This is a genomic window from Haloplanus salinarum, from assembly GCF_024498175.1.
GTDB classification, from domain to species: domain Archaea; phylum Halobacteriota; class Halobacteria; order Halobacteriales; family Haloferacaceae; genus Haloplanus; species Haloplanus salinarum.
On record NZ_CP101823.1, the window covers coordinates 808,765 to 832,512 of the forward strand.

Here is a 23,748-nt window from a genome sequence, read left to right on the forward strand (position 1 = left end):
GGATTACTGTAACTGTTTGCCGGTGGTTCGCCGACCGTCTCGGCGAACGACCGGTACTGACTGCCAATCCCCCCTCTCAGTCGTGTGCCGACAGGAGGTCGTCGGCCAGGTTTTCGACCGCGGTGACGGCCGGCGCGCTCGGATCGTAATCGTATGGAGCGGTCCCCTCCTGATCGGCCCGTCTCACTGCATCGTCGTACGGCACGACCGACGTGATCGTGAGGTCGTTGTTGTCGCAGAACTCCTCGATCGCCGCCCGATCGTCGTCGTCACGGACTTTGTTCGCGACGACGTTCACCTCGGGGATACCGAGTTCCGCCGCCAGATCGCGGGTACGTCGCCCCGTCTCCAGCGACTTGTAATACGGCTCGACGACGACGAGCAGGGTGTCTACGTCCTTGGTCGTCCCGCGTCCGAGATGCTCGACCCCGGCGACCATATCCATGACGGTCACTTCGTCGCGGGTCTCGACGACCCCCGAGAGCACTTCCCGCGCAGTGGAGTGGGCCCGGCACATGCATCCGCTTCCGGCGTGATCGACCTCGCCCATCTTGAGGAGTTGAATTCCCTCCGGCGCCTCCGTCCCGTGCTGCTCGATGATCTCCTCGGGGGATTTGCTCAGCTCCAGTTCCGTCTCCCCACTCGGTAACTCGACGCGTTCGAGTAGATCGTTGGGGACCGGGGGAACCGACTGTTCGCGTGGCACGCCGACGGTCAGCGAGAGGTTCGGATTCTCGTCGTCGTCGATAGCGAGTACCTCGTACCCCTTCGATGCACAGGCACGCGCGAGCGTCCCGGAGATCGTCGTTTTTCCGGAACCACCTTTGCCGGAGACAGCTACCTTCATTAGCTGTGTCATCGCATTACCATGATAAAAAATATTCCCCGGAGGTGAACGGATCGTCCGGGGTGGTGTACGTCACCGGCGGTTCGCTGGCCCGTCCTGTCGAACGGCCGGTGAACAGTTACGTCGACCCGTCTCAGCAGATTCGTGGTGCTGGTTCGGTCGCCGGTTCGCGCAAGTACCGCGTCCCCAGACCCGTATCGAGGAGGACGCGCCCGTGTTCGTCGTCGATGGCTTTCCCGATGGCTGCGGCGTCTTGGCCGTCGGGATGCGAGCGAAGCGCCGCGAGCACGTCCGCCGCCGCCGTCGGTCTGACGCCGAGGAGTGCGATCCCCTCGTTTGCGATCTGAAGCGGGTTCAGGCCGAGCATTTCGCTGGCCCCCTTCACGTCCGAGGGGACGGGAATCCGGTCCTGTCTGAGTTCGATCCCGACGCCGCCTTTGGTCGCCATCTCGCTCGCGGCGCCGGCCAATCCCATCCGCGTCGGATCTTTCATCGCCGTGATGTCCGCCCCAGCGACCGACAACGCACGGTCGACCACGCCGTTTATCGGCCGTACGTCCGACTCCACCGTCGTCCCGAAGTCGATCCCTTCACGCTCCGCGAGTAGTGCGACGCCGTGGCGCCCGACCTCACCGGTACTCACGAGCACGTCGTCCGGGGAGAGGCCGTCGTCGCCGACGACGTGGTCGGCCACGCCGACACCGGTCGTGTTGACGACGATGCCGTCGAGGTCACCGTGGCCCATCACTTTGGTGTCCCCGGTGACGATTGCGGCGTCGGCCTCGCGGCACGTCCGCGCCATCGAGTCCGCGATCCGTTCGAGGTCCGATTCGGCGTAGCCGGCCTCGACGACGACGGCACTCGAGAGCGCTCGGACGTCCGTCGCACCCATGACTGCGAGGTCGTTGACGGTCCCCGAGACGGCGAGTCGGCCGATGTCCCCACCGGGAAAAAACGGCGGGTGGACGACGTGACTATCCGTCGTGAAGACCACGTTTCGATCGCCGATCGGCACGACTGCGCCGTCGTCCATCGCCTCGCGTCCGATGTCAAGAGAGTCGTCGGGGAGACCGGCGGTGAGCACCTCCGAAACCAGGTCGCGCATCGCCTTGCCGCCGGCCCCCTGTTCGAGCGTTACGACCGCGTCGGAGTCGAACTCCTCGTCGGTCATAGATCGGGGCGCCCACCGTACTCGTGCCAGATCTTACAGGTCCCTTCGCTCGAAACCATACACGCACCGACGGGGTCTTCGGGGGTACACTCCTCGCCGAACATATCACAGTCCGTCGGGTCGGCGCGCCCGGCCATGATATCGCCGCAGATACAGTCGTCAACGAGCGACGAGTCGCTCGCAGCGAGCGACGCGGTGTCTATCTCGAACTGCTCGCGTGCGTTCACGTGCGCGTACTCGTCTTGGAGGACGAGATTGGCGTCGGGGATGTGTGCGATCCCGCGCCACTCGCCGCTCTCGGTCGTGAAGACGTCCCACAGCTGATTCTGTGCGGGTTCGTTGCCCCGTTCGGTGACACACCGCGGGTAGGCGTTTCGGACCGTCACCTCCCCGTCACGGATGTCTCGCAACAGCACGACGAGGCCCGCGAGAATGTCGAGTGGCTCGAATCCTCCCACGGTGATCGGCGTGTCGGTCTCGTCGACGAGTTCCTCGAACAGCCCCCAGCCGGTGATCGTGGCCGCGTTCCCGGCCGCGAGGAACCCGTCGACGTCGGTTTCGGGCATCGCAGCCACGACCTCCATAGCGGGCGGAACGTACTTGTGGGCGCTCAGCACCCAGAAGTTCTCAGGCGGGTCGTCCCTGACGATCGCCGCGGTCGGCGCCGCGGTCGTCTCGAATCCCGTCGCGAAGAAGACGACGTCGTCGTCCGTCCCTTCGGCGATGTCGACCGCTTCGGCGGCGCTGTAGACGACCCGGACGTCCGCCCCCGCTGCCCGAGCGTCGCTCAACGAGGCGGCCGTCCCGGGAACGTGGAGCATGTCGCCGTAGGTCGTGATGGTGAGGCCGGCGTTCGCCAGTGCGACCGCTTCGTCGACTTCCGGCATGTCGGTTACACACACCGGACAGCCCGGCCCCATGCGGAGATCCAGTCCGTCGGGGAGCATACTCCGGAGGCCGAACTTGGCGATGGACTGCTCGTGGCTGCCACAGACGTGCATGATGCTGACCTCGTCCGCGTCGATGTCCGCGACGAGTTCCTCGGCTCGCTGGGCCAGCGCGTCCGCCTTCTCGGGGTCACGGAACTCGAGGACGTTCTCGCCGTCGCTCGGCCCCGCCACGCCACCGGTCGGCCCCCCGGGAACTGGCTCACGATCAGACATCGATATCGAGTTCCTCGAGCAGGTCTTCGGCGTCCTCTGCGTCGGCGGGTTCCGCCCCCTCGTCCCCCGGGGGCGCACCCGACGCCGACGGCGTCGAACCGGCCGCTTCGACTTCGTCGATGAGGTCCTCCCGGAGCATGTCGTCCGGCCCACCCCCCATCATCGATTCGTAGAGCGTCAGCGTCTCGTCGATCTCCGACTCGGGAATTCGACGGATCGCGAACCCGACGTGGTTGAGGATGTAGTCGCCAGGTTCGACCGGTTCGTCTACCGTGTCCAGCCGGACTTCCTTCTCGACGCCCCAGAAGTCGACGTCGGCGGTGAGGCCGTCGACCTGTGTGACCTGCCCGGGCACTCCGAGACACATAGTTGCTGACAACTAGTCACACATTCATTTATACCTTCGCGTCCCCTGATTCCGGCGATGAAACGCGCTCACGTACAGGTAGACGGCGTCGTCCAGAGCGTCGGATTCCGACCGTTCGTCTACCGCACTGCAGTCGATCTCGGACTGCGGGGCTGCGTGCGCAATCTCGGGGACGCCGGTGTCAGCGTGACGCTCGAAGGCCCCGGTGACCGGATCGACGCCTTCCTCCAAGAGCTCGAGACGAACCCCCCACCGCTCGCGACGGTCGAAAGGGTCACCGTCGATACAGAACCCGTGACCGAGTACAGCTACGAGTCGTTCTCGATCGTGGACTCCGAAGACCGAGGCGCCGGTGGCGGCACCGTTCCTCCGGACACGGCCGTCTGTGAGGCCTGTTTAGCCGACATCCGGAATCCGTCGTCGCGGTTTCACGACTACTGGGCGACGGCCTGCGTGGACTGTGGTCCCCGGTTCACCGTGATCGAGGAGTTGCCGTACGACCGCGAGACGACGTCGATGGCGGCGTTCCCGCTCTGCTCGGACTGCGCCGACGCGTACGCCTCCCCCTCGGATCGACGGTACCACGCCCAAGCCATCGCCTGCCCGTCCTGTGGGCCGCAGTTGGCTTTTCAGCCACACGACCGCAGTGTCGACCCTCCAGCCGTCGGCGAGCGGACCGGCGTCGACCCGCTCCCGAAGCGGTCGTCACTCGTCGAGGGCGACGGCCGGTCGCTCGACGCCGCGGCCCGGACACTCGACGAGGGAGGAATCGTCGCGGTCAAAGGCATCGGCGGCGCGCACCTCGCCTGCGACGCAACCCGTCCGGACGCCGTCTCGACGCTCCGAGACCGAACTGGGCGGCCGGCGAAACCGTTCGCGGTCATGGTCCCGTCGATGGACGACGTCGCGACGGTAGCGTCCGCCTCGTCGACCGAACGCGAGTGGCTTCGATCCGCGCGCCGACCCATCGTCGTTCTCGACCGGTGTGGGGACGCCCTCGCGTCGAACCTCGCACCCGGGCTCCACACCGTCGGCGTCATGCTGCCGTACAGCGGCGTCCACCACCTCCTGTTCGATCGCGTCGACGACCCGATCGTCGTGACGTCGGCCAACCGCCCCGGATTGCCGATGCAGTCCTCGAATCGAGCGATTCTCGAACAGCTCTGGGACGTGGCGGACGGGTCGCTACTCCACACTCGCCGGATCGTGCAGCGGTGTGACGACTCGGTCGTCAGAGCCGTCGGTGGGAGTCGGACGTTGCTCAGGCGGTCGCGCGGATACGCCCCGCTGCCCGTTGCAGCCCCGACAGCCGACGATGCGGACGTGCTCGCCGTCGGACCGGAGCGAGACGTCACCGCGGCCGTACTCTCCGGCGACGAGTGTTACCTCACACAGCACGTCGGGGCCGTGACCGACCGCGAAACGTTCCGATTTCTGCAGGCGGCGATCGACCACTTGCTCGCGCTCACCGGCACCGAGCGTCCGTCGGTCGTCGCCCACGACGCACACCCGTCGTTTCGAACCACGGAGTACGCGGCCGACCGCACCGCGGACCGGACCGTCGCCGTGCAGCATCATCACGCTCACGCCGCCAGCGTGCTCATGGAACACGACTGTCCACGCGCGGTGTGTATCACTGCCGACGGCGTCGGGTACGGCCCGGACGGAACCGTCTGGGGGGGCGAAGTGCTCGACGTGACCCTCACCGACGCGGACCGGGTTGCTGGGCTCGCTCCCGTCCCGATGCCCGGTGGGGACCGGGCGACCGAGTTCCCGGTCCGGTCGCTCGTCGGCCTCCTGTACGACCGGGAAGGCGTCGATATTCAGGCGCTCGTCGACGCTCTTGACTGGTCGCCCCCGAACGCAGACGAACCGCGCGTCATCGAACAGCAACTCGAGGCCGACGTCAATACGCCCGTGACGACGAGCGCCGGTCGGTTTCTGGACGCGGTCGCCGCACTCGCCGACATCTGTCACGAGCGAACGTACGAGGGCGAACCCGCGATGCGTCTGGAGGCGGCTGCGACCGACGGCACACCTCGCGACGTCACGGTGCCGTACACGACGGCCGACGGCCGACCGGTCGTCGACACGCCGCAGGTGGCCGAACTACTCGTGGAACTGCGGCGGGACGGCACGCACGCGACGGACGTGGCCGCGACCGCTCAGCGGTTCCTGGCCGACGGCTTGGCGGACCTGGCCGTCGACGCTGCGGCCGAACGCGGCATCGACGCCGTCGGATTTACCGGCGGGGTGGCGTACAACGACGCGATCAGTCGCCGAATCCGTCAGCGGGTCCGGGACGCCGGCCTCGCGTATCTGGACAACGACGCCGTCCCACCGGGTGATGGCGGGGTCGCGTACGGACAGGCCGGCGTCGCGGCCGCGACGGTGCGAGATGGCGGCGTGGACTCGTAACCGTCGTCTTGCCGCTCCGAACGGCGGCGTGGCCGATCCGGAGTGCTCCGTTCGCGGTCGCCTTGTCATCCCGAAGCCCGCCACGTTGCCCGGTCGACTTCCTCCCGCGCCCAAAGGCGCGGGTACGCGCTCGTAGCTCCCCCGCGCCCCTGGCATCCGGTGTGCCTTTGTTCGTCGTGAGCGAACACCGACTCGATGGACAACGTTGACCTGACACTACGCCCGGTCGGCGTGGCACACACGCCGTACGACACGCCGGATGCTGCGCCCCACCAAGGGTTCGCCGACGACGCCGACGCCGAGATAGAGATTTTCGACGAGTACGCCGACGCGCTGGCTGGCATCGCCGACGCGATTCGCATAACGGTCGTCTACTGGGCCCACTTGGCTGACCGGACGAGTGGCACGCAGTCGGACGGGCCCGGAGCCTTCGCCCGCCGCTCACCGAATCGGCCGAACCCGCTGAGTATCTGCGTGTGTACGGTGTACGATATCGACGGACAACGGCTCGAAGTCGGTGGTCTCGACGCAGTGGACGGCTCGCCGGTCCTCGATCTGAAACCCAGCCTCCAGACGGAACGGTAGGTCGAGTTGCCGATCCACTTTTTAGCTGGGTCCCGTACGTTCGGGTATGGCAGAAAACGGGTGTGGGTGCTGTACGCCGAACGTCTCGACAGGGATGACCTGCTACTGCCCCATTGACGAGTTGCTGGACGTCGCGAGCCGGAAACACACGCTTGCGATCATCAGTCTGCTCGCAAACGACGGTCCCAAGCGCCACTCGGAAATCGCCGACGTGCTCGATGTGAACAGTTCCTCTGTCCTCGCGAACCGGCTGCGCGAACTGACCGAGGTTGGCCTCCTCCAACGGCGGAGTTACGACCGCGTCCCGCCCCACGTCGAGTACTCGCTCACCGCCGATGGCCGGGCGTTCGAGCAACGGCTTCGACCCCTGCTGGCGTGGGCGACCAGCGACGGCGTGCCCACTAACCCGGAGTAAGCGGTCCCCGAGTGGACCGGACAGCTACCCGTAGGAGACCCACAATGACACGACGACACCCGATCCGGCTGGACGGCATCGAGAAATCGTACCCGACGGAGGGTGGATCCCTGCGCGTCCTCGACGGGATCTCCCTCGACATCCGGGACGGGGAGTTTCTCAGTATCGTCGGCCCGTCGGGGTGTGGCAAGAGCACGCTACTCAACATCATCGCCGACTGGATCGCTCCCGACGCCGGTACGGTCGAGATCACTCCATCGCGATCCGATGTCCAGATCGGCGTCGTGTTTCAGGAGCCGACCCTGCTCGACTGGCGAACGGTGCGCCAGAATCTGGCGTTCGCCCTCCGTGGTCTGGGTGTGCCCGAAGCGGCGCACGACCGGGAGACCCGTGCCGCGCTCGAGCTCGTCGGGCTTTCCGAGAGTGCTAATCAGTATCCGCCCACACTGTCCGGCGGAATGCGGCAACGTGTGAACTTCGCTCGCGCGTTCTGTGTCGGTCCCGACGTGTTGTTGATGGACGAACCCTTCAGTAGTCTCGACGAACTCACGGCGCGTGCGCTCCGGGAGCGCGTCGTTGATATCTGGGACGACGAACGGTTCACCGCCGTCCTCGTCACGCACGACATAGCCGAAGCCGCGTACTTCTCAGACCGGGTCGTCGTTCTTTCCGACACCCCGACGGTCATCGAGAAGACGGTCGACATCGAGGGCGACCAACCACGGGAGCCACAATCCGAGGAGACGCTCGAACACGAGCGCCGCATTTTGGAGGCACTCGGTGTTCCGACTTAACTCTGTAACAGCGACGTCTGATTCATTTCGTCGGGTTGCCAGCGGGTGAGGTGGGCCTCGATCCGTTTGATGAGCAGAAACTCCAGCCCGGCCATCACGAGAACGAACGACAGCGTCCACGCCATGACGCCCGTCAGCGAAAACAGGTCGAACGAGTCGCGGAGTTTCTGTCCGATCCCGTTTCCGAGGCCGATCCACTCGACGATGACGGCGATTTTCCAGCCGATACCCAAGCCGAACCGGGTTGCCGCGAGGAGGTACGGGGCGAGTTGCGGGAGCACGACGTCACGGAGCATCATCCGCCGCGTAGCACCGAACACCTGACCCATTTTGATCAACTCGGCATCGAGATTCTTCGTTCCTTCCCAGACGTTCTCGGTCATCGGCGGAGTGATGACGATGACGATGGCAACGATGCCGGCGACCTCGGTGAACCCCATCACGAGCAACACGATGATGGAGACGGCGAGCGCAGGGACTGTCAGTCCCACGAGGACGAACGTTTCGAAGAACCGTTCGGCAGTTTCGTCCACGCCCATGAGAATCCCGATGCACGAGGACAACAGAAGCGCGACGACGAACGCCCCGACGACCCGAAACAGCGTTCGTGACAGATGAAAGACGAACCGCTCGTTACGGATGATGTGTCCCGTCTCCAGCAACACCGGCCACGGACCTGGAAACACGATCGGCTCGAAAAAGAGGGCCACGAACCACCAGAGCCCGAGGAGGACGAGGACCGAAATCCCCCGCGTTGCGACTGTGGACCATCGAGCCGTCAGTGCGCGGAGCCACCCCGGGGGTCGCCCCACGGAGTCACGATTCGGTTCGGGACCGGACATCGACTCGCGTTCCGGTCAGCCGGATCGCGGATCGACGAACAACTCGTCGACATCCGGCTCCGACTCTAGCAGGCCCTCTTCAGCCGCCAGGCGCACCACCTCTTTCCCGGATTCGCGCAGTTCGGTCGCGAATTCCGTCGGATAGATCGGGGAGATACGCTCGATGGCTAAGTCTACTTGGCTGTCGGTCTGCAGTCCCAGCATATCGGTATAGCTCTCGAATACCGTCCGCTTGTTGTCCTGAATGTACTGTCCCGCTTCGAGCAGGCCAGTCAGGAACGTGTCGAACGCGGCCCGCTTTTGATCGATCGTGGACTGGTAGGTCGCCACCTCGACGAGCGGCATATCGGTCCCCCGTCGCTCGTTCCAGCGGTCGTTGAACACGAAGAACTCCCGATACTCGTCCGTGGCGAGGAGCCTCGTTGAAAAGGGCTCGACGCCGATCATCGCGTCGAGTTCCCCCTTTTTCATCTGGCCGAACAGTACCGGTGGCGGACCAAACTGGAACTCGAAGTTCTCGTGGTCCATCCCCTCGAGCGCCAGCAATAGCGCGAAATGCGTGAACGGGGCCGTATTTCTGGGCATCGAACCCAGCGTCGTTTCCCTGAGATCCTCGACGCTGGACAGACCGACCCCTTTCCGGGCGATGATCGAATTGAACGATCGGGCGACGGGCTGGAGGAGACGCACGTCCCCACCCTGATTCGCGAGCCGGGCTCCCGAAATGACGGGGAAGGTCGACGACTCGATAGCCCGTCCTTGGATCTTCGTGAACAGTTCCGGCGGTGGACCGAATTCGAGGCTGAGATCTATCTCGTCGTCCGATACCAGCCCCTGATCACGAACGACTCGGGGACTGACACCCGCCGCTGCTGCATTCGGCGTCCCGAACGTGATCGGTGTCGGCATTGTCGTTGCAGTCGGGGTATCAGTGGCCGCCGGTGACTCGCCCTCGCCTTCGCCCCCGCCTTCGCTTCCGCCTCCGCCGCCCCCACCGGCACACCCAGCGATGCCTCCGGTAACCGCGAGCCCAGATATCGTTTTCAGCACGCGTCGTCGGTCAGTCTGCCAGTCTGCTGCGTCCGAAATCCTGTCGTGCATATCTCGTTGGTGTGGGTTTCCGCACTAACTTCGGATCGGCGAACCTTGCCACTTCGTATGACCGATACTAATTTTGATATATAAACTTGAATATTGTTCGACGCGGGCCACGCTTGCGGGCGTTCGCGTCGACCGATACCGATCGTAGAAACGTTCCGCCGGCTTCGCGCTTCCGCGGCGCAAGCGGCCGGCGATATCCACCGTTCGTTCGCATCGGAGTCGGCAAACGGCTCGGGTACCAGTTCGGGACGGCAGGCCGCTCGTGGCTATCCAGACGACTGGTTGAAGAAAGGCTACGTTGTTGCGCGAGTTGGGGCGACCCGCTCTTTCCACTCCGGCGGCACGGGCTCCATGTCGGGGTAGTAGGCCCAGACGAGGCCGAAGAACGCGAGTCCGAGGCCGGTCCACGTGAATAGCGTGTCCACCATCTCGCCGATCGGCGTGGCGGGGACCGCCATGCCGGCCATTCCGAGTAGTCCCCCGTTCGCCGGGAACCCGTACAGGCTTCCCGTGATGAAGAAGGCGATCACCAGCCCCAGCAGGGCGACGCCCGTCTGTTTCCACGCGCGGCTGTAGAGCGTGTACGCCAGAATACCGAGCACGGCGACCAGCATCACGCCGTCGGCGCCGAGGAATTTGGTCTGGTTGGTTGCCGACGATCCGGTCAGCAGAACCATGCCGGCACCGGCGAGGCCGGTCACACCACAGCCACCACAGACCGAGGCGCCGGCGAGGCCGGCTGCGACGCCACCCTTCGTTGACCCGAGATCGAACTCCCGGAGATACGAATCGTAGACTGCACCGAAAAACAGCACCGTCCCAGTGATGTACAGAAGGGCCACCGGCACCAGTCCCAAGGGATTTATCAGGATGTCCCCGGCCGGGAACATCCCGAACTTGGGCGATCCGAGAAACTCGCGAGAGCCCCCGATTGCCGTTGACGTGACGAACAGCCCCGAAGCGACGTAGCCGGCCCACATCGTCGCCAGCGCACCGAGTCCAAGTAGCGCCGGCCTCCGACCGGCCCACCGGAATCCTTTCCAGACGAATGCCCCCCCGATGACGAGAACCCCGGTCATCAACCAGACGGGACTGACCGTGCTCAGGCCAACGAGTGCCGCCCCGCTCGCCAGGAAGCCGAGTACCATCGCCTTGCAGGTAATCGCCGCCGCCCCTGCACCGATGGCACATGCACCGGCCGTTCGTGTACACGTTCCAGTTTCGGTCGACGTGTCGACGTTCGTTTTCGTAGACATCCGTTGCTCACGCTCCTGTTTGACGCACTAACTTCGGTTCCCCGAAGTGTGCGCGATTTGTTATCGTACAATCACTTAGTTTTTACTGGCCCGACACGAGGAACCGGCCCCTACTTCCCGTTTGCGCAGTGTGTTTCACGCACTCGGCCGCGGTGGTGTCGGGCTTCCACCGTTCGCATTCCGGGGCGTTCACTGATTCTGCTCGGGGTTCCCTCCCAGTCGCACGTACTCGTTATCCGCGTCTTGTAGCATCGACTTCTTGTGCTCGAACTCCTCGATCAGGTGGCCGACGGAGAGTTCGCCCGGATCCTTTACTGTCGACTGGTTCCGCGCGAGTGCCGATAAAACGCTCTTTCGCATCCGCCGGCCGGAAAACCCGCTGGACAGTTCGACCAGTCGGTCCATCTCCGATCCCGTCGCCGAGAGTTGGGTGTCGAACGTCTCCCGCAGACGGGCGAAGATGTCCTCAAGTATCCTGCGACGGTGTTCGGGCGCCGGATTGCCGATGAAGATCTGTTCGTCCGTTCGGTCGAGAAAAGCGCTGTCGACGGCGTTGGGCTGGTTCGACGTCGCGATGACGTACACGTTGTTCAACTCTGCCACCGTATCGAGTGCGTCCAGCGCCGTGTTGACCGCCCGGATCGCGTCCATGGGGTCCGTCTCGGTGAGATCCTGCCGGTTCGAAAAGAGCGACTCGACCTCGTCGAGTAGGACGATCTGGTATGTGTTCCCGCCTTCGGCGTCCGCCACGACCGCGTCGAAAGCTTCCTCGACCAGTTTGGGGCTATCACCGTGGTCGCTGGAGAAGAGGTGACGCACCGCGATCTGCTTGAATATGACCTCTTCGATACCGAGACGGTCGCGATCGAGGTTTCTCGCAAGTTCGTCCGCCGCTCCCTTCGCGAGCGTCGTCTTTCCCGTTCCCGGCGGACCGGAAAGGAGAACGGCACCGTGACGGCTGAGTGTCATCTGCTCGAAATCGGCGGCCTGCAACTGCTGTTCCAGCAGCCCGTAGTTGATGATCTTGTCTTTATCCTGTTCATCGATGTAGATCCGCTCCCAGAACTCCCGCCAGTCGACTTCGGTCAGATTGTACTCGCGGACGAACTCCGGACTCCCACCCTTCTCGGCGTCCTCTTCGCTGGCATCTGCCGAATCGAGTAGTCGACGAACTCGCTCCATCACGAGGGATCACCGCCACGACTCGTTCGCGTCACCGTTCCCGACCCGGTCGCACTTCGACGACCGCTCGGCCGAGATCCGGTGCTACTTCGCGTTCGGGGATATTCACTCATGAATCGATCTTCCAGTGTGAGATGCATGTCATCAGCCGTTGGATCACCGTTCGTGGATCGTTGACGACACCGTCCCCGGCACGATCACCGCCAATTCTGCAGGCGTCGACGGGGCCGACCCACGGGCGACGAGCGCGACATCCGTCCACACTCGGTTTGGACCCGGCATCCATCGGGAGTTCATCTGAGATTTTTCCAGTCGGACTGTATCTCGACAGCTATTTAATAAGTTGGTAGCACGTGACGGGTCGCTTCCTTTCTGAACGACGCTGCAAACGATCGGTCGGGGATAACTGCAGCCTTTGGGCCACGTCCCGTTACCGCCTCGGAGAGCGACTGACACTGTCGGCTGTGAATCAATCAAGATATTCGCATACTGAGATGGCGAATATCTTGAAACAGTTACAGCCGACAGTCTGAACCGGTTCTACGGCGCTCAGTCACCGCGCCAACGGACAGGGCCAGCAGGACGGACAGGTGGGGGAGGGAACGGCCCGCACTACTTGTTGCTGGTGACACCCGCTCCCGGAGCGGAATCTCTACCGGACGTGTCGGACGCCGTCGACGGATCGCGGCACATGCGGAGTGACCGACGTGTCTGGCGTCTCGGCCTTGGAATCCCGCGATAACTTCGCGCGCGATCGTTCAGACCCACCGGCCAATTCGCGGATTCTTGCGGCGAGAATGCGCGCCGTCAGCTCCTGCGAGCGGTCCGGCGGGCTCTCCGACCTCACGTCGTCCCCGAACTCCAGGGGGAGCGTCGATAGCGATCCCCCGTTTCCGTCCCACGGGAGCTATCGAACGACGGACCGCACTCGTCCGAGCCCCGGATACGATGCCGAGCCACGAGCGCGTTCAACCGTCCTGGGCCGTGAGACGGGCAACGACTATCGACCGCGTGACTGCTATCCGCGGTGTGACGATCATCGTTGAGTGCCGCCACTGTGGACTGACCGTCTCTCCGGATATTGACTCGTATCCAGCATGCGGTGCAACAGACTTCTGCTGCTACGAGATTCCTGAATAGGGAGTCCTGCCGAAATTATCGGCAACTGAGACGATGCATTCGGAGAATCAGCTCTGATCGCTAGTCTACCACAGACTCGTGTCTGCTAGTAGGTTCTCGACGTTGAGCGTCCGTAATTAACGACTGCCAGTAGATCCAACGGTCGAACCACGACCTGGGAATCTCGTTTTCGGGTGTGATCGGCGGTTTCTCGGACAGGCTTTGTCGGAACCCTCACTCGGCGACAGTACGGAGTCTCGTAACCACTCCCAACTGCGAAGTTGCTTGGACCCAGTTGATTGCAGCCAAGAGACATCAACGACCCAATGATTAGAGACCATGCGCCACGCCGTAGAGGCAGCGAACCAGAGGACGAAACCGCCCTCGTTCGGAATCGTTCAGTGGCTGAACGAAATCAACGCCAGTGCACCCCGAGACGATGACATCGACGCTAACCCCGACATTGTCGTACGATTACGAACGAAAAAATCGGCGATGGGCGCTGCAGGATTTGAACCCGCGACAATCTGGTCCGAAGCCAGACACTCTGTCCAGGCTGAGCTAAGCGCCCCGCATTCACATGGAACTCGACGACCGATGATAAATGACGCGATTCGTGGCGGGCCGTATCGGGACCGTAATACCTGTCGGGCACGAACGTGCCGGTGGCTGTGGTTTCTCCGTATCGCCTTCTCATCCTCCGATTCTGCGCAATCAAAAAGAATATTACCGGCTCACTATATGTTCATACTACCTCATGATTTCCGGTGAGCCGTGTCGTCCGCAGGGAGAGGGGTATCCCCACATAGCGATCCCTGCGAGGGTTCGAGATGTATGACCTTGGCCCGCCGCTCGGCGTCGAGGTCGAGCCAGGGACCAACCTCCTTCTCTCCGGTCCCGCACTCACCGGTAAGAAAGGGTTCGCGTTCGACGTGCTCGCGAGCGGGATCCGGAACGGCGACGGTGCCGTCGTCGTCAGCAACACCGACGGCGCCAAGCGAGTGTTCGAGGACTTGGGCGAGCGCGTCGACTACGCCGACCATCCCGTCGCGGTCGTGGACTGTGTGACTAAACAGCAAGGCGTCAACGAGGTCCGCGACGACACGCAGGTCCGGTATACGTCCTCGCCCGTGGACATGACCGGCGTCGGGATCAAGTTCTCCGAGATCCTCGAGGAGTTCTACGAGAAGCAGGGAGTGGAGCGAAACCGAGTGTTTCTGGACTCGCTGTCGACGCTCCTGATGTACTCCGACCTCCAGACCGTGTTCCGGTTCCTCCACGTCTTCACCGGGCGGGTCCAGAGCGTCGGCGGTCTCGGTCTCTACGCCATCGACTCCTCGGCGCACGACGACAAGACGATGAACACGCTGAAACAGCTGTTCGACGGTCTGATCGAGACCCACGAGGACGGCGAGCCGACGGCGAACCTGCCCGACCGGTAGCGGACGATTCTTGCCGGCGCGGCCCCTACCCGACGGCCATGACCGACGCCACCGACGACGACATCGAATCGCTGCTCGACGTCGACACCATCGCAGTCGTCGGGTGTTCGGGGACGCCCGGCAAGGCGGCCCACGACGTTCCGGCCTACCTCCAGAGGCAGGGGTACGACGTCGTCCCGGTCAACCCGAACCGCGAGGCAGTGCTGGGTCGGCCGGCGGCCGACAGCCTCGCCGACGTGGACGAGGCGGTCGAACTGGTCGACGTGTTCCGGCCGAGCGAAGCGGTGAGCGGCGTGGTCGACGAGGTCCTAGAACGGGTCGCGACGCGCGGGGACGTTCGCGGCGTCTGGCTCCAGCTCGGGATCCGCGACGACGACGCAGCCGCCCGTGCCCGCGAGGCCGAGTTGCGCGTCGTTCAGGATCGCTGTCTGAAGGTCGAACACCGTCAGCGCCGCGAGTGAGCGACGGGATCAGGCGTCCGTCGTAGCGTCGGCCGCGTCCTCGTCGTCGGTGTCGCTGTCCCCCTCGGCGGCGCCTTCCTCGGCGTCGACGACGTGGACTTCGGCGGTGATCGCCGTCGCGTCGATGCCCCGTTCCTCGGCGAGTGCCTCGAGGAGCGCCCGCTGTTCGGCCAGTTCTCGGTCGAGGTCGTCGACCCGGCTCTGTGTCTCGATGACCGTCTCCCGCATCTCGCTCACCTGCTCTCTGAGCTGGTTCAGGCGGGCGTAGACGTCCTCGGCCATGTCGGCGACCTGCTGGAGCTTCTTCGCCGTGCTTCCGAAACCCATACCCGTTCTCTCTCGTGGTGCCTTGAGTGTGTTTCGGGGGCGGCGCCTACTCGCCGACGCCGATCCGTGGCACCGCGCGCCGGAGACCGAGGTAGGCCGCGACCCCGAGGGCGACGTAGCCGGCGACCAGCAGCGGATACGTCGGACCGACGCTATCGACCGCGAGGCGGGCGACGGAGTTGACGGGGTTCACGGGCAGGAGCGTCGCCCCGCCGAAGGCGACGAGGACGCCGACGGAGTAGAGGAACTGCGCCGCTCGCCGGTCCGGAGCGAGCAGGGCGATGGTTGCCCCGAGCGTGACGACGAGCAAGGCGAGCGCGGCGACGACGACGAGCACGGCCACCGGATGGTGGACGCTGGTGCCGTTGAAATCGAGGAGGGCGATCCAGAGCGCCGCCTGTGCGGGCGCGAGCCCCGCTGCGGCCCACACCTTTCCGTCGACGATGTCGACGACGGAGACGGGGGCGACCCGCAGGAGTTCGAGCGTCCCACGTTCGACCTCCTCGGTCAGCGAGTCGACGGTCATCGACCCGCTGATGAAGACGGGGAGAAAGCAGAGCAGCGGGAGCAACACGGTGTAGCTGAACCCGTAGTACGGCGAGGCGCCGCTCCGTGGCGGGAGGGGAAGCGGCGTCGACGACAGGTGCGCGGACCGGTCGGCCCGCTCAACGCGCTCGAAGGTCGACAGCGCGTCCCGCAGCTGGACGACGATGACCGTCGTCCGCACGTTGCCGTCGGGCACCGTCGCCGAGACGAAGACCCGTCCCGCCCGCCGATCCGCCAGGAGAACGGCATCCACCTCCCCGCGGTCGAACGCCGCCCGCGCCGTCGTCTCCGAGGCGTAGCGCGTCCCCGATATCGACGGCCGGTCGTCGAGGGTCGCGAGCAGGTCGTCGCCCGCGTCGCCGGTGACGGCCACTTCCGTCTCGAACCCCTCGACGCTCCCGGGGTCGTACAGCGAGACTAAGCCGACGACGAGAAACGACGAGAAGGCGGCGATGAACAGCTGGATGAGCAAGGCGAGGACGATGGTCTTCTCGGAGCGCAGGGTCGCCAGCTCCCGCCGGGCGATGGTGAGGCGTGGATCACCCAAGGGCACTCACCACCGCGAAGTTGTACGCCGCGTGAACCAGGGTTGCGGGCACCAGCGCCGCCAGATACCAGTTGCGGGAGCGACTCGCGCCGAGCGCCGCGATGCTCGTCGTCGTCGCGTGGAGGACGAGCGGGGCGAGCAGGAGCCCGAGTGCGGCCGCCGAGCCGACGCCGACCGGCGTGAACGCCGCCCGGCCGAGCGCGAGGTCGGGGAGTCCGACGAACTGGACGACGGCGGTGAGCTTCTCGCCGAGGAAGAAGCCGAGGCCCGAGAGCGAGCCGAGGACGAGCGCGGTCCGCAGACCGCGGCGGTCGGCGAAGTCGTTCTCGAAGCCCGCGTAGACGTGGACGCTCTTTGCCACCTCCTCGACGCCGGCGACGACGAGCAGGAGGAGGGGAATCGAGACGTCCACGGGGAGGACGAAGAGGACGGCGATGGCGAGCAGTTCGGCGATGAACACGAAGGGAATCGAGAGCGCGCTCAGGACGGCCATCGAGCGTGGCCCGGCGATCCGGCTGTCGAGCGCGTCGAGGAACTTCAGCGGGACGGGCCGCTGGGTGAACATGTCCTCCTCACGGTAGACGCCGACGCCGAGGGTGAAGAGGACGGCCGCCCCCACGTAGAAGGGGCCGGTCGAGAAGGCGTACTGGACGGCGGTGACGCCGGTACCCTGCAGGTCGTGGACGACGAGCGTCAGCGGCGAGATGAGGGCGATTGGCGTCACGTTCGTGAAGATGGCAGGGACGAAGGCATAGGAGGTGAGAAAGACGGAGATGGCGACGGTGACGAAGGTGAGTTCCTTGAACGACCGGGCGAACATGCCGCCGACGAAGGTGGCGGCGAGATAGAGGGCGGCAATGGGCGCGACGGCGGCCACGCTCGTCACGCCGCCGCCGATGGCGACGGCGATGACAGCGGTTAACCCCACGAGCGTCGCCAGATACGGCAGGGTCTTGCCGGCGACGATGGCCGCCGGGGAGACGGGCGCGACGAGGAGGAGTTCGCCCCGCCGGTTGATCCGCTCGTTGAGGATGCTGCTCCCGTAGGGCTGGATGACGAAGTTCATGGGGACGAAAAAGACGAACGCGAGGACGAGCGCACCGAAGGGAAAGGGCGGGGAGATGTCGGCCGGCGAACCGGAGTTGCCGCCACCCAGGAGGTCGCCGCCGAGAAACGGCACGCCGAGCGAGCCGGAGTCGCCGCCCGCGGCGATGCCGTCGCCTGAGTCGCTCGAATCGGCGGTCCCGTCGTCCCTATCCTGACCGGTCCCGCCCCCGTCGGCAGTCGGATCGTCGGCGGTACCTCCGTCCCCGTCGCCCCCGTTATCTGTCGTCCCGTCCCCGTCAGTGCTGGCGGTGGCGGAGCCCCCCGTACCGCCCCCGCGATCCGTGTACTGGAGCGTGACGACGACCGGGAACGCCGCGGAGACGTTCCCCTCCTCGCCCATCCGCCCCAGGTTGTGTCGACGGACGGCGCTCCGGAACGTCGACAGCGCGGCCTCGGCCTTCCGGGAGTCGGCGACGTAGAACCGGTCGCCGCGGACGACCACCTCGACGCTGCGGCCGAGCGAGTCGAGGTCGGCGTCACGGGCCGCGAGCGCCGGACTCTCCCGGACCACCTCGTGGTAGGGGCTGTCGGTCGCGACGCCGATCCGGTAGACGTCGCGGTCGAGGGCGGCGCCGCCGGTCGCGAGGGTCGCCCCGCCGACCGCCCCCGCGAGGAGGAGGGCGACGAGTCCCAGCGCCGCCGTCCGCCGGTCGACGACGCCGGCGCTCCGCCCGACCTCCCAGCGGGCGATACGGGCGACCGCGCGAAGGCCGTCGCGGAGTCGGTCGGACGGCGACGACGCCGTCACTGCGCCCCCCGGGGGCCGTCGGCCGTGTCGGCGGCCAGATCCAGGAAGATCTCCTCCAGACTCGGTTCGTCGGTGCGGATGTCGACCACCTCGCCCCCCGCCTCGCCGGCCGCCTCGCGGACCCGCTCGACGGCGTCCATGTCCGCGACGGTCGAGACGTGGCGGTCGCCGGCCGGCTCCGTGTCGAACGCGGGGACGGGGACCGACGTGAACACGCGGTACTCGGTGGTGCCGTACTGCTCGCGGATCTCGGGGACGGTCCCGCGGGCGACGATCTCGCCGCGGTTCATGATCGCCACCCGGTCACAGACGCTCTCGACGTGATAGAGGTTGTGCGCGCTGAACAGCACCGTCTTGCCGGCGTCGCGGAGTTCGCGGACGAACTCCAAGACGTAGTTGGTCGTCAGCGGGTCGAGCCCGCTCGCCGGTTCGTCGTAGACCAACACGTCGGGGTCGTTCACCAGCGATCGCGCGATGGCGACCTTGCGTTTCATGCCCTTGGAGACGTCGCCGAGGCGGCGGTCGCGATGGTCGAGTTCGAGGCGGTCGAGTGTCCCCTCGATCCGCTCGGTCGCCGTCTCGCTCGGGACGTCGTAGAGGTCGGTGAAGAAGTCGAGATACGAGCGGGCGGTCATGTCCTCGTAGAGCGGCGACTCCTCGGGGAGGAAGCCGAGCGAGCGGCGCATCTCGGGATCCTCGGCGTCGAAGCCCGCGACGGTCGCCGAGCCGTCCGAGGGCTCGATCAAGCCGGCGATCATCTTCAGCGTCGTCGTCTTCCCGGCGCCGTTCGGGCCGACGATGCCGAAGATCTCGCCCCGATCCACGTCGAACGTACTGCCGACGACGGCGGGGAAGTCGCCGTATGTCTTCCGGAGGGAGTCGGCCTCGATCATCCCTCGGGGGGAGGGACGGCGAGGGGTTAAACGCACGGCTCGCAGAATCAGTCGTGATTCTCCTCGACGACGTCGATCCGCTCGCGGAGCCACGCGGCCGCGGCGTCGACCGTCGCCTCGTCTTCGGCCGTGATCTTCAGTCGGTTCCGATCGCCGCTGCTCGGGTAACTCCCGACGGTGACGTCGAACCGCTCCCGGACGCCCGCGAGCGCCTCGACCATCGATCCCTCGGGCTGTGGAGTGTAGAGCGTCGTCGAGAGGGCGTCGCCGCCGAACTCGCCGGCCACTAGTTCGAAGAGCGCGCGCATCTCCGCGGGCACGCCCGGGAACGCGTAGACGTCCCCGAGGACACAACCGGGGCAGAGCCCCTCGGAGTTGACCAGCGGGCGACTCCCCTCCGGTAGCGCCGCCCAGGCGTCGACGTCGATGTCGAGGTCGTGGGCCTCGACCAGGTCGGGGTTTCGCTCCCGGTAGGTGGCGACCGTCTCGATCACGTCCTCCCGGACGGCGGGGGCGACGACCAGGTCGCGGTCGAACGCGTCGGCGATGGCGTCGGCGGTCACGTCGTCGTGGGTCCCGCCCAGCCCGCCGGTGACGACGACGGCGTCGAACCGGTCCGACCACTCGCGGACCGTCTCGGCGATCAGGTCGCGGTCGTCCGGGACGGTGAGGATGCGTGCGACCGACGCGCCCGCCGCCGTCAGCCGTCCCGCGAGCCACGTCGCGTTCGTGTTCTCGGTGTCGCCCGCGAGCACCTCGTCGCCCACGGTGAGGATGGCGACTTCCATCGCTCGTCTCCATGGTGGCCGCCACCAAAAGGCGTCTGGATCGGCGGTCACGCGGACGGCTGCCGGCTGCGGGGCGACCGGATTCCCGGCCCCTCCCCGGCGTCACAGTAACGGTAAAGGCGATGTAGTGTCACGTGTCCAATCTATCGGGTGGCCACGACGGTCGCCGGACGACGGGACTGCCTACCATGAGCGATTCCACGGCCGATCCGCGCTGTCCGAACTGCGGCGGACCGATCGGCCGGACGGCGACCTACTGCATGCACTGTTCGGCCGACCTCACCGAGGAGCGGGCGGCCGCCGACGCCGACGACGACGGCGTGTGGGACGAGGCCGAGGCGGAAGCGGGGACGGAGGCCGCGACGGATTTGAGTGCCACCCCACCCCGGGAGTCGTCGGCCGGCGGTGCGACCCTCACAACGTACGGCCGCCGGATCGGGGATGCGCTCGGCGGGGCCGTGACCGGCGCCACCGGCGGGGAGAGCGCCGACGGACTCCCTCGCGCCCGACAGCCTCGTCGACGACACGCTCACCGTCCTCGTCGGCGTCGTGGGCGGACTCGTCGTCGGCGTGGTGGGGACCGTCGTGCTGGGACTGATCACGGGCAGCGGCTGGGCGGTCCCGTTCGGCCTCGTCGCGTGGCTGGGCGCCACCGCGTATCTCGTCCGTCGGCGGACCGTTCAGGGTGCGGTCGCGAAAAGCGGCTACGCCGTCGTCGTCCTCCTGTGCGTGCCGGTGATCGCGCTCAGTCCGGCCCTCCCGGTCGACGGCGGCCTCGGGGAGCGCGGCGGCCTCTTCGTCGTCCTGCTTCTCTTCGTCGGCGTCCCGGCCGGCGTCGCGGCCGCCGTCGGGCTGGTCGCCTCGCGGTTCGTCCCCGACGGGGTGGACGGGAGTGCCGGCGGGACCGGCGGCGGGGATGGGGGCGACGCAGGCGGGTGATCGTACGCCCGACGAGTTCGACGCTCAGTCGTACTCGTAGAAGCCCTGGCCGGTCTTCCGGCCGAGGTCGCCGGCGTCGACCTTTCGCTTGAGCAGGTACGGCGGCTTGTAGCGGTCGCCGAGTTCCTCGGCGAGCGTCTGACTGGCGTCGAGACAGACGTCGAGGCCGATGTGATCGGCGAGTTCGAGCGGTCCCATCGGAACGTTCGTTCCGAGTTTCAGGCCCGCGTCCATGTCCGCCTTGCTCGCGACGCCTTCGTCGTAGGCACGGATGCCCTCGTTGATCCACGGCATCAGCACCCGGTTGACGACGAATCCGGGTTTGTCGTCGGACTCCCAGGTCGTCTTCCCGAAGTCCTCGGCGAGGGCGTGCGAACAGTCGACCACCTCGTCGGCCGTCTTCTCGCCGACGACGAGTTCGAGGCCCTCCATGATCGGCGCGGGGTTCATGAAGTGGAGGCCGACGACGAGTTCGGGGCGCTCCGTCGCCGACGCGATGGTGGTGATCGAGAGCGTGGAGGTGTTCGTCGCGAGAATCACGTCGTCGTCGACGGCGTCGTCGAGGTCCGCGAAGACCTCCTGTTTGATCTCCATGTTCTCGACGGCGGCTTCGATGACGTAATCGCAGGCCGCGAGGTCCTCGAGGTCGGTCGTTCCGGAGATCCGATCGACGGCGGCGTCGGCCTCCTCGCGTGTCAACTGCTCTTTCTCGACGAACCGGGAGAGGCTGTCGTCGATGCGGTCGAAGCCGTCCGCGACGAGATCGTCCTCGATGTCCCGCATCACCACGTCGTAGCCGGCGGTGGCGGCGACCTGGGCGATGCCGCTGCCCATCGTGCCGGCGCCGACGACCCCGACCGTGTCGATGTCGCTGAGTGTTCGCATGTCCGCTCCTGTGCGGGGAACGACTGTAAGGGTAGCGACCGCGAAGCGAGCGGACGCATCGGTCGACGTCGTCGCCGTTCGACGGCACGTAGCCCCCACCGCTCCGGTGGGATCCGTCCCTCCTCCCTTCGCGACCCCTCGTTTTATTTGGGTTTCCCTCGGCATACCGTCTGTCTCGAATGGTGGGCCCCGATCAGCACGAACGGATTCCGGCGGCCGTGTCGCCCCTCTCGATAGCCGACTTCGATTACGAGGCACTGACCATCGGTGAACGGATCGGCACCGGAGGCGACGCGGACGTGTATCTGGCGACCGTCGTCCGCGACGGGACGGAGTTCCCGGTCGCGGTGAAACAGCCCCGGTTCGAGGGGACGCTCCACCGCCGCGTCGTCGAGGCGTTCGAGGCGGAGGCCGAAACCTGGGCCCGTCTCGACGACCACGACAACGTCGTGTCGGTGTACGCGTGGGGAACGGATCCGCTCCCGTGGATGGCACTGGAGTACATGGACGGCGGAACGCTCGACGCGAGGCTCGGGGCCGAGGACCCCGCCGAGGCGCTCTGGCTGGCCGGGCGCATCGCCGAGGGTGTTCGTCACGGGCACCGTCACGGTGTGGCACATCTCGACCTCAAGCCGACGAACGTCCTGCTCCGGGAGACGCCACCGGAGACGTGGCCCTATCCGAAGGTGAGCGACTGGGGGCTGGCGAAGCTCCTGCTCGATCACTCGAACAGCGTCGAGGGGTTCTCACCGGCGTACGCGGCACCGGAACAGTTCGACGCGGACGAGTACGGCGGGACGGACGACATCACCGACATCTACCAGCTCGGCGCGGTGGTGTACGCCCTGCTGACCGGCGAGCCACCCTTTACCGGATCGTCGGCGGCCGTGATGCGAGGCGTCCTCCAGGAGCGTCCGGTGCCGCCCTCCGAACGTCGGCCGTCGCTGCCACCGGCGGTCGACGAGGTGGTGATGACGGCACTGGCAAAGCGGAAGGCCGACCGATACGACGGCGTGTTGCCGATGCGAAACGAGTTGGATCGGCTGTTCGAGGCGACCGTCGCCGACACGAGCGGTTCCGTCGCGGGCGCGACCGCCGGAGCGGCGGCCGATCCCTTCGAGAACGCGGCGAGAGCCAACCAGCACGGCGGTGGCGCCGAGCGAACGGAAACGGGCGTGTCGTCGGAGTCGAAGTCGTCCGAGAACGAGAGCGAAGGTGGCGGGTTCGTCACCCGTCGACGTGTCCTGGGGGTTCTGGGTGTTGGCGTCGTCGGTGCGGGAGGGTGGCTGACACGGGCGGAACTCGGTGACGATCGAAGCGGCGCGGCGGGAGTGCCCGCCGAGGATACGGCGACACCGCCGCCGCCGACACGGACGGCGACCGATACCCCGGAGCCGACGTCGACGGCGACGGCCACGGCGACGTCCACGCCGGCCGGCGAGGCGGACGCGACGATCACCGTGGGCCCCGGCGGCAGCCTCCAGTTCGAACCGGAGACGACTGCCGTCTCGCAGGGCGACACCGTCGAGTTCGTCTTCGACTCCGGCGGCCACAACGTCTCGGGCCACCCGGACGCCGCGAGCCAGGTGGAGCTTCCGGAGGGTGCGGAGCCGTTCGCGAGCTACGACACCTCCGCCGCCGACGTCAACCACGTCTCGCTCAACGAGGCCGGGACGACTTACCGGCACACGTTCGAGGTTACCGGCCAGTACACCTACGTCTGTGTCCCCCACGCGTCCTCGGGGATGGTCGGCAACCTCACGGTCCGGTGAGATTCCGGCGGCTGTCGGCCACTCCTCGCCGCC

General features: G+C 66.2%; 22 protein-coding genes and 1 tRNA gene. 8 read left to right on the top strand and 15 right to left on the bottom strand.

The features are described from left to right. Positions 1–76: 76 nt before the first annotated feature. From NO364_RS04285 to NO364_RS04300, 4 genes are all read right to left on the bottom strand, one after another. Positions 77–847 carry an ATP-binding protein gene (locus NO364_RS04285; protein ID WP_157688196.1) on the bottom strand — a complete coding sequence of 257 codons (771 nt, stop codon included), beginning with the start codon at positions 845–847 and terminating at the stop codon, positions 77–79. A 133-nt stretch (positions 848–980) separates the two neighbouring features. Further along, positions 981–2,018 carry a hydrogenase expression/formation protein HypE gene (hypE, locus tag NO364_RS04290; RefSeq protein ID WP_157688197.1) on the bottom strand — a complete coding sequence of 346 codons (1,038 nt, stop codon included), beginning with the start codon at positions 2,016–2,018 and terminating at the stop codon, positions 981–983. Continuing rightward, entirely contained in the window at positions 2,015–3,181 is a 1,167-nt protein-coding gene (gene hypD / locus NO364_RS04295; RefSeq protein ID WP_257628624.1) for a hydrogenase formation protein HypD, read from the bottom strand. Before hypD ends, hypE begins: the two co-directional genes overlap by 4 nt. Further along, positions 3,174–3,548, bottom strand: coding sequence for a HypC/HybG/HupF family hydrogenase formation chaperone (locus NO364_RS04300; RefSeq protein WP_257628625.1), 375 nt, complete (start codon positions 3,546–3,548; stop codon positions 3,174–3,176). The genes hypD and NO364_RS04300 overlap by 8 nt, the downstream gene beginning before the upstream one ends. Positions 3,549–3,605: 57 nt before the next feature. Here NO364_RS04300 and hypF point away from each other — a divergent pair, with 57 nt between their 5' ends. From hypF to NO364_RS04320, 4 genes are all read left to right on the top strand, one after another. After that, on the top strand, positions 3,606–5,966 hold the full coding sequence (hypF, locus tag NO364_RS04305; protein ID WP_257628626.1) for a carbamoyltransferase HypF: 2,361 nt from the start codon (positions 3,606–3,608) through the stop codon (positions 5,964–5,966). A 195-nt stretch (positions 5,967–6,161) separates the two neighbouring features. Next, a complete protein-coding gene (gene tsaA / locus NO364_RS04310; protein ID WP_257628627.1) occupies positions 6,162–6,551 on the top strand; it encodes a tRNA (N6-threonylcarbamoyladenosine(37)-N6)-methyltransferase TrmO in 390 nt (129 codons plus the stop codon). Between the two features lie 46 nt (positions 6,552–6,597). Beyond that, positions 6,598–6,966, top strand: coding sequence for a winged helix-turn-helix transcriptional regulator (locus NO364_RS04315; protein WP_257628628.1), 369 nt, complete (start codon positions 6,598–6,600; stop codon positions 6,964–6,966). 44 nt (positions 6,967–7,010) lie between these two features. Next, entirely contained in the window at positions 7,011–7,760 is a 750-nt protein-coding gene (locus tag NO364_RS04320) for an ABC transporter ATP-binding protein (RefSeq protein ID WP_157688202.1), read from the top strand. Here the strand turns inward: NO364_RS04320 and NO364_RS04325 are convergent. The 5 genes from NO364_RS04325 to NO364_RS04345 form a co-directional block, all read right to left on the bottom strand. Then, positions 7,757–8,602, bottom strand: a complete 846-nt coding sequence (locus tag NO364_RS04325; RefSeq protein WP_257628629.1) for an ABC transporter permease — start codon at positions 8,600–8,602, stop codon at positions 7,757–7,759. The two genes, NO364_RS04320 and NO364_RS04325, sit on opposite strands and share 4 nt — an antisense overlap. Positions 8,603–8,617: 15 nt before the next feature. Beyond that, positions 8,618–9,703 (bottom strand): ABC transporter substrate-binding protein, encoded by a 1,086-nt coding sequence (locus NO364_RS04330; RefSeq protein ID WP_257628630.1) that lies wholly within the window; start codon positions 9,701–9,703, stop codon positions 8,618–8,620. A 293-nt stretch (positions 9,704–9,996) separates the two neighbouring features. Continuing rightward, a complete protein-coding gene (locus tag NO364_RS04335; RefSeq protein WP_257628631.1) occupies positions 9,997–10,959 on the bottom strand; it encodes a hypothetical protein in 963 nt (320 codons plus the stop codon). Between the two features lie 189 nt (positions 10,960–11,148). After that, positions 11,149–12,141, bottom strand: a complete 993-nt coding sequence (locus NO364_RS04340; RefSeq protein WP_257628632.1) for an ATP-binding protein — start codon at positions 12,139–12,141, stop codon at positions 11,149–11,151. A 1,615-nt stretch (positions 12,142–13,756) separates the two neighbouring features. Further along, positions 13,757–13,831: transfer RNA gene (locus NO364_RS04345), tRNA-Arg, on the bottom strand. A 259-nt stretch (positions 13,832–14,090) separates the two neighbouring features. Here NO364_RS04345 and NO364_RS04350 point away from each other — a divergent pair. Both NO364_RS04350 and NO364_RS04355 read left to right on the top strand, forming a co-directional pair. Beyond that, the gene (locus NO364_RS04350; RefSeq protein WP_157688210.1) at positions 14,091–14,702 is read left to right on the top strand and encodes an RAD55 family ATPase; all 612 of its coding nucleotides are present in this window, start codon (positions 14,091–14,093) and stop codon (positions 14,700–14,702) included. Between the two features lie 38 nt (positions 14,703–14,740). Further along, the gene (locus NO364_RS04355; RefSeq protein ID WP_157688211.1) at positions 14,741–15,163 is read left to right on the top strand and encodes a CoA-binding protein; all 423 of its coding nucleotides are present in this window, start codon (positions 14,741–14,743) and stop codon (positions 15,161–15,163) included. A gap of 9 nt (positions 15,164–15,172) precedes the next feature. Here the strand turns inward: NO364_RS04355 and NO364_RS04360 are convergent, their stop codons facing one another. From NO364_RS04360 to NO364_RS04380, 5 genes are read right to left on the bottom strand one after another with little or no spacing between them, the layout of a single operon-like run. Next, entirely contained in the window at positions 15,173–15,490 is a 318-nt protein-coding gene (locus NO364_RS04360; RefSeq protein ID WP_157688212.1) for a DUF5798 family protein, read from the bottom strand. 46 nt (positions 15,491–15,536) lie between these two features. Beyond that, entirely contained in the window at positions 15,537–16,583 is a 1,047-nt protein-coding gene (locus NO364_RS04365) for an ABC transporter permease (RefSeq protein ID WP_157688213.1), read from the bottom strand. Next, positions 16,576–18,438, bottom strand: a complete 1,863-nt coding sequence (locus NO364_RS04370; RefSeq protein WP_257628633.1) for a PrsW family glutamic-type intramembrane protease — start codon at positions 18,436–18,438, stop codon at positions 16,576–16,578. Before NO364_RS04370 ends, NO364_RS04365 begins: the two co-directional genes overlap by 8 nt. Beyond that, positions 18,435–19,331, bottom strand: coding sequence for an ABC transporter ATP-binding protein (locus NO364_RS04375; protein WP_257628634.1), 897 nt, complete (start codon positions 19,329–19,331; stop codon positions 18,435–18,437). The genes NO364_RS04370 and NO364_RS04375 overlap by 4 nt, the downstream gene beginning before the upstream one ends. Positions 19,332–19,378: 47 nt before the next feature. Further along, positions 19,379–20,119, bottom strand: a complete 741-nt coding sequence (locus tag NO364_RS04380; RefSeq protein WP_257628635.1) for a competence/damage-inducible protein A — start codon at positions 20,117–20,119, stop codon at positions 19,379–19,381. A 549-nt stretch (positions 20,120–20,668) separates the two neighbouring features. Here NO364_RS04380 and NO364_RS04385 point away from each other — a divergent pair. After that, positions 20,669–21,058, top strand: a complete 390-nt coding sequence (locus NO364_RS04385; protein ID WP_257628636.1) for a hypothetical protein — start codon at positions 20,669–20,671, stop codon at positions 21,056–21,058. Positions 21,059–21,082: 24 nt separating this feature from the next. Here NO364_RS04385 and NO364_RS04390 read toward each other — a convergent pair whose 3' ends face one another. Further along, entirely contained in the window at positions 21,083–21,943 is an 861-nt protein-coding gene (locus NO364_RS04390) for a 3-hydroxyacyl-CoA dehydrogenase family protein (protein ID WP_157688219.1), read from the bottom strand. Positions 21,944–22,122: 179 nt separating this feature from the next. On the opposite strand from NO364_RS04390, the gene NO364_RS04395 reads away from it, so the two are divergent. Further along, complete coding sequence (locus tag NO364_RS04395; RefSeq protein WP_257628637.1) at positions 22,123–23,715, top strand: protein kinase domain-containing protein; 1,593 nt, start codon at positions 22,123–22,125, stop codon at positions 23,713–23,715. Positions 23,716–23,748 lie beyond the last annotated feature (33 nt).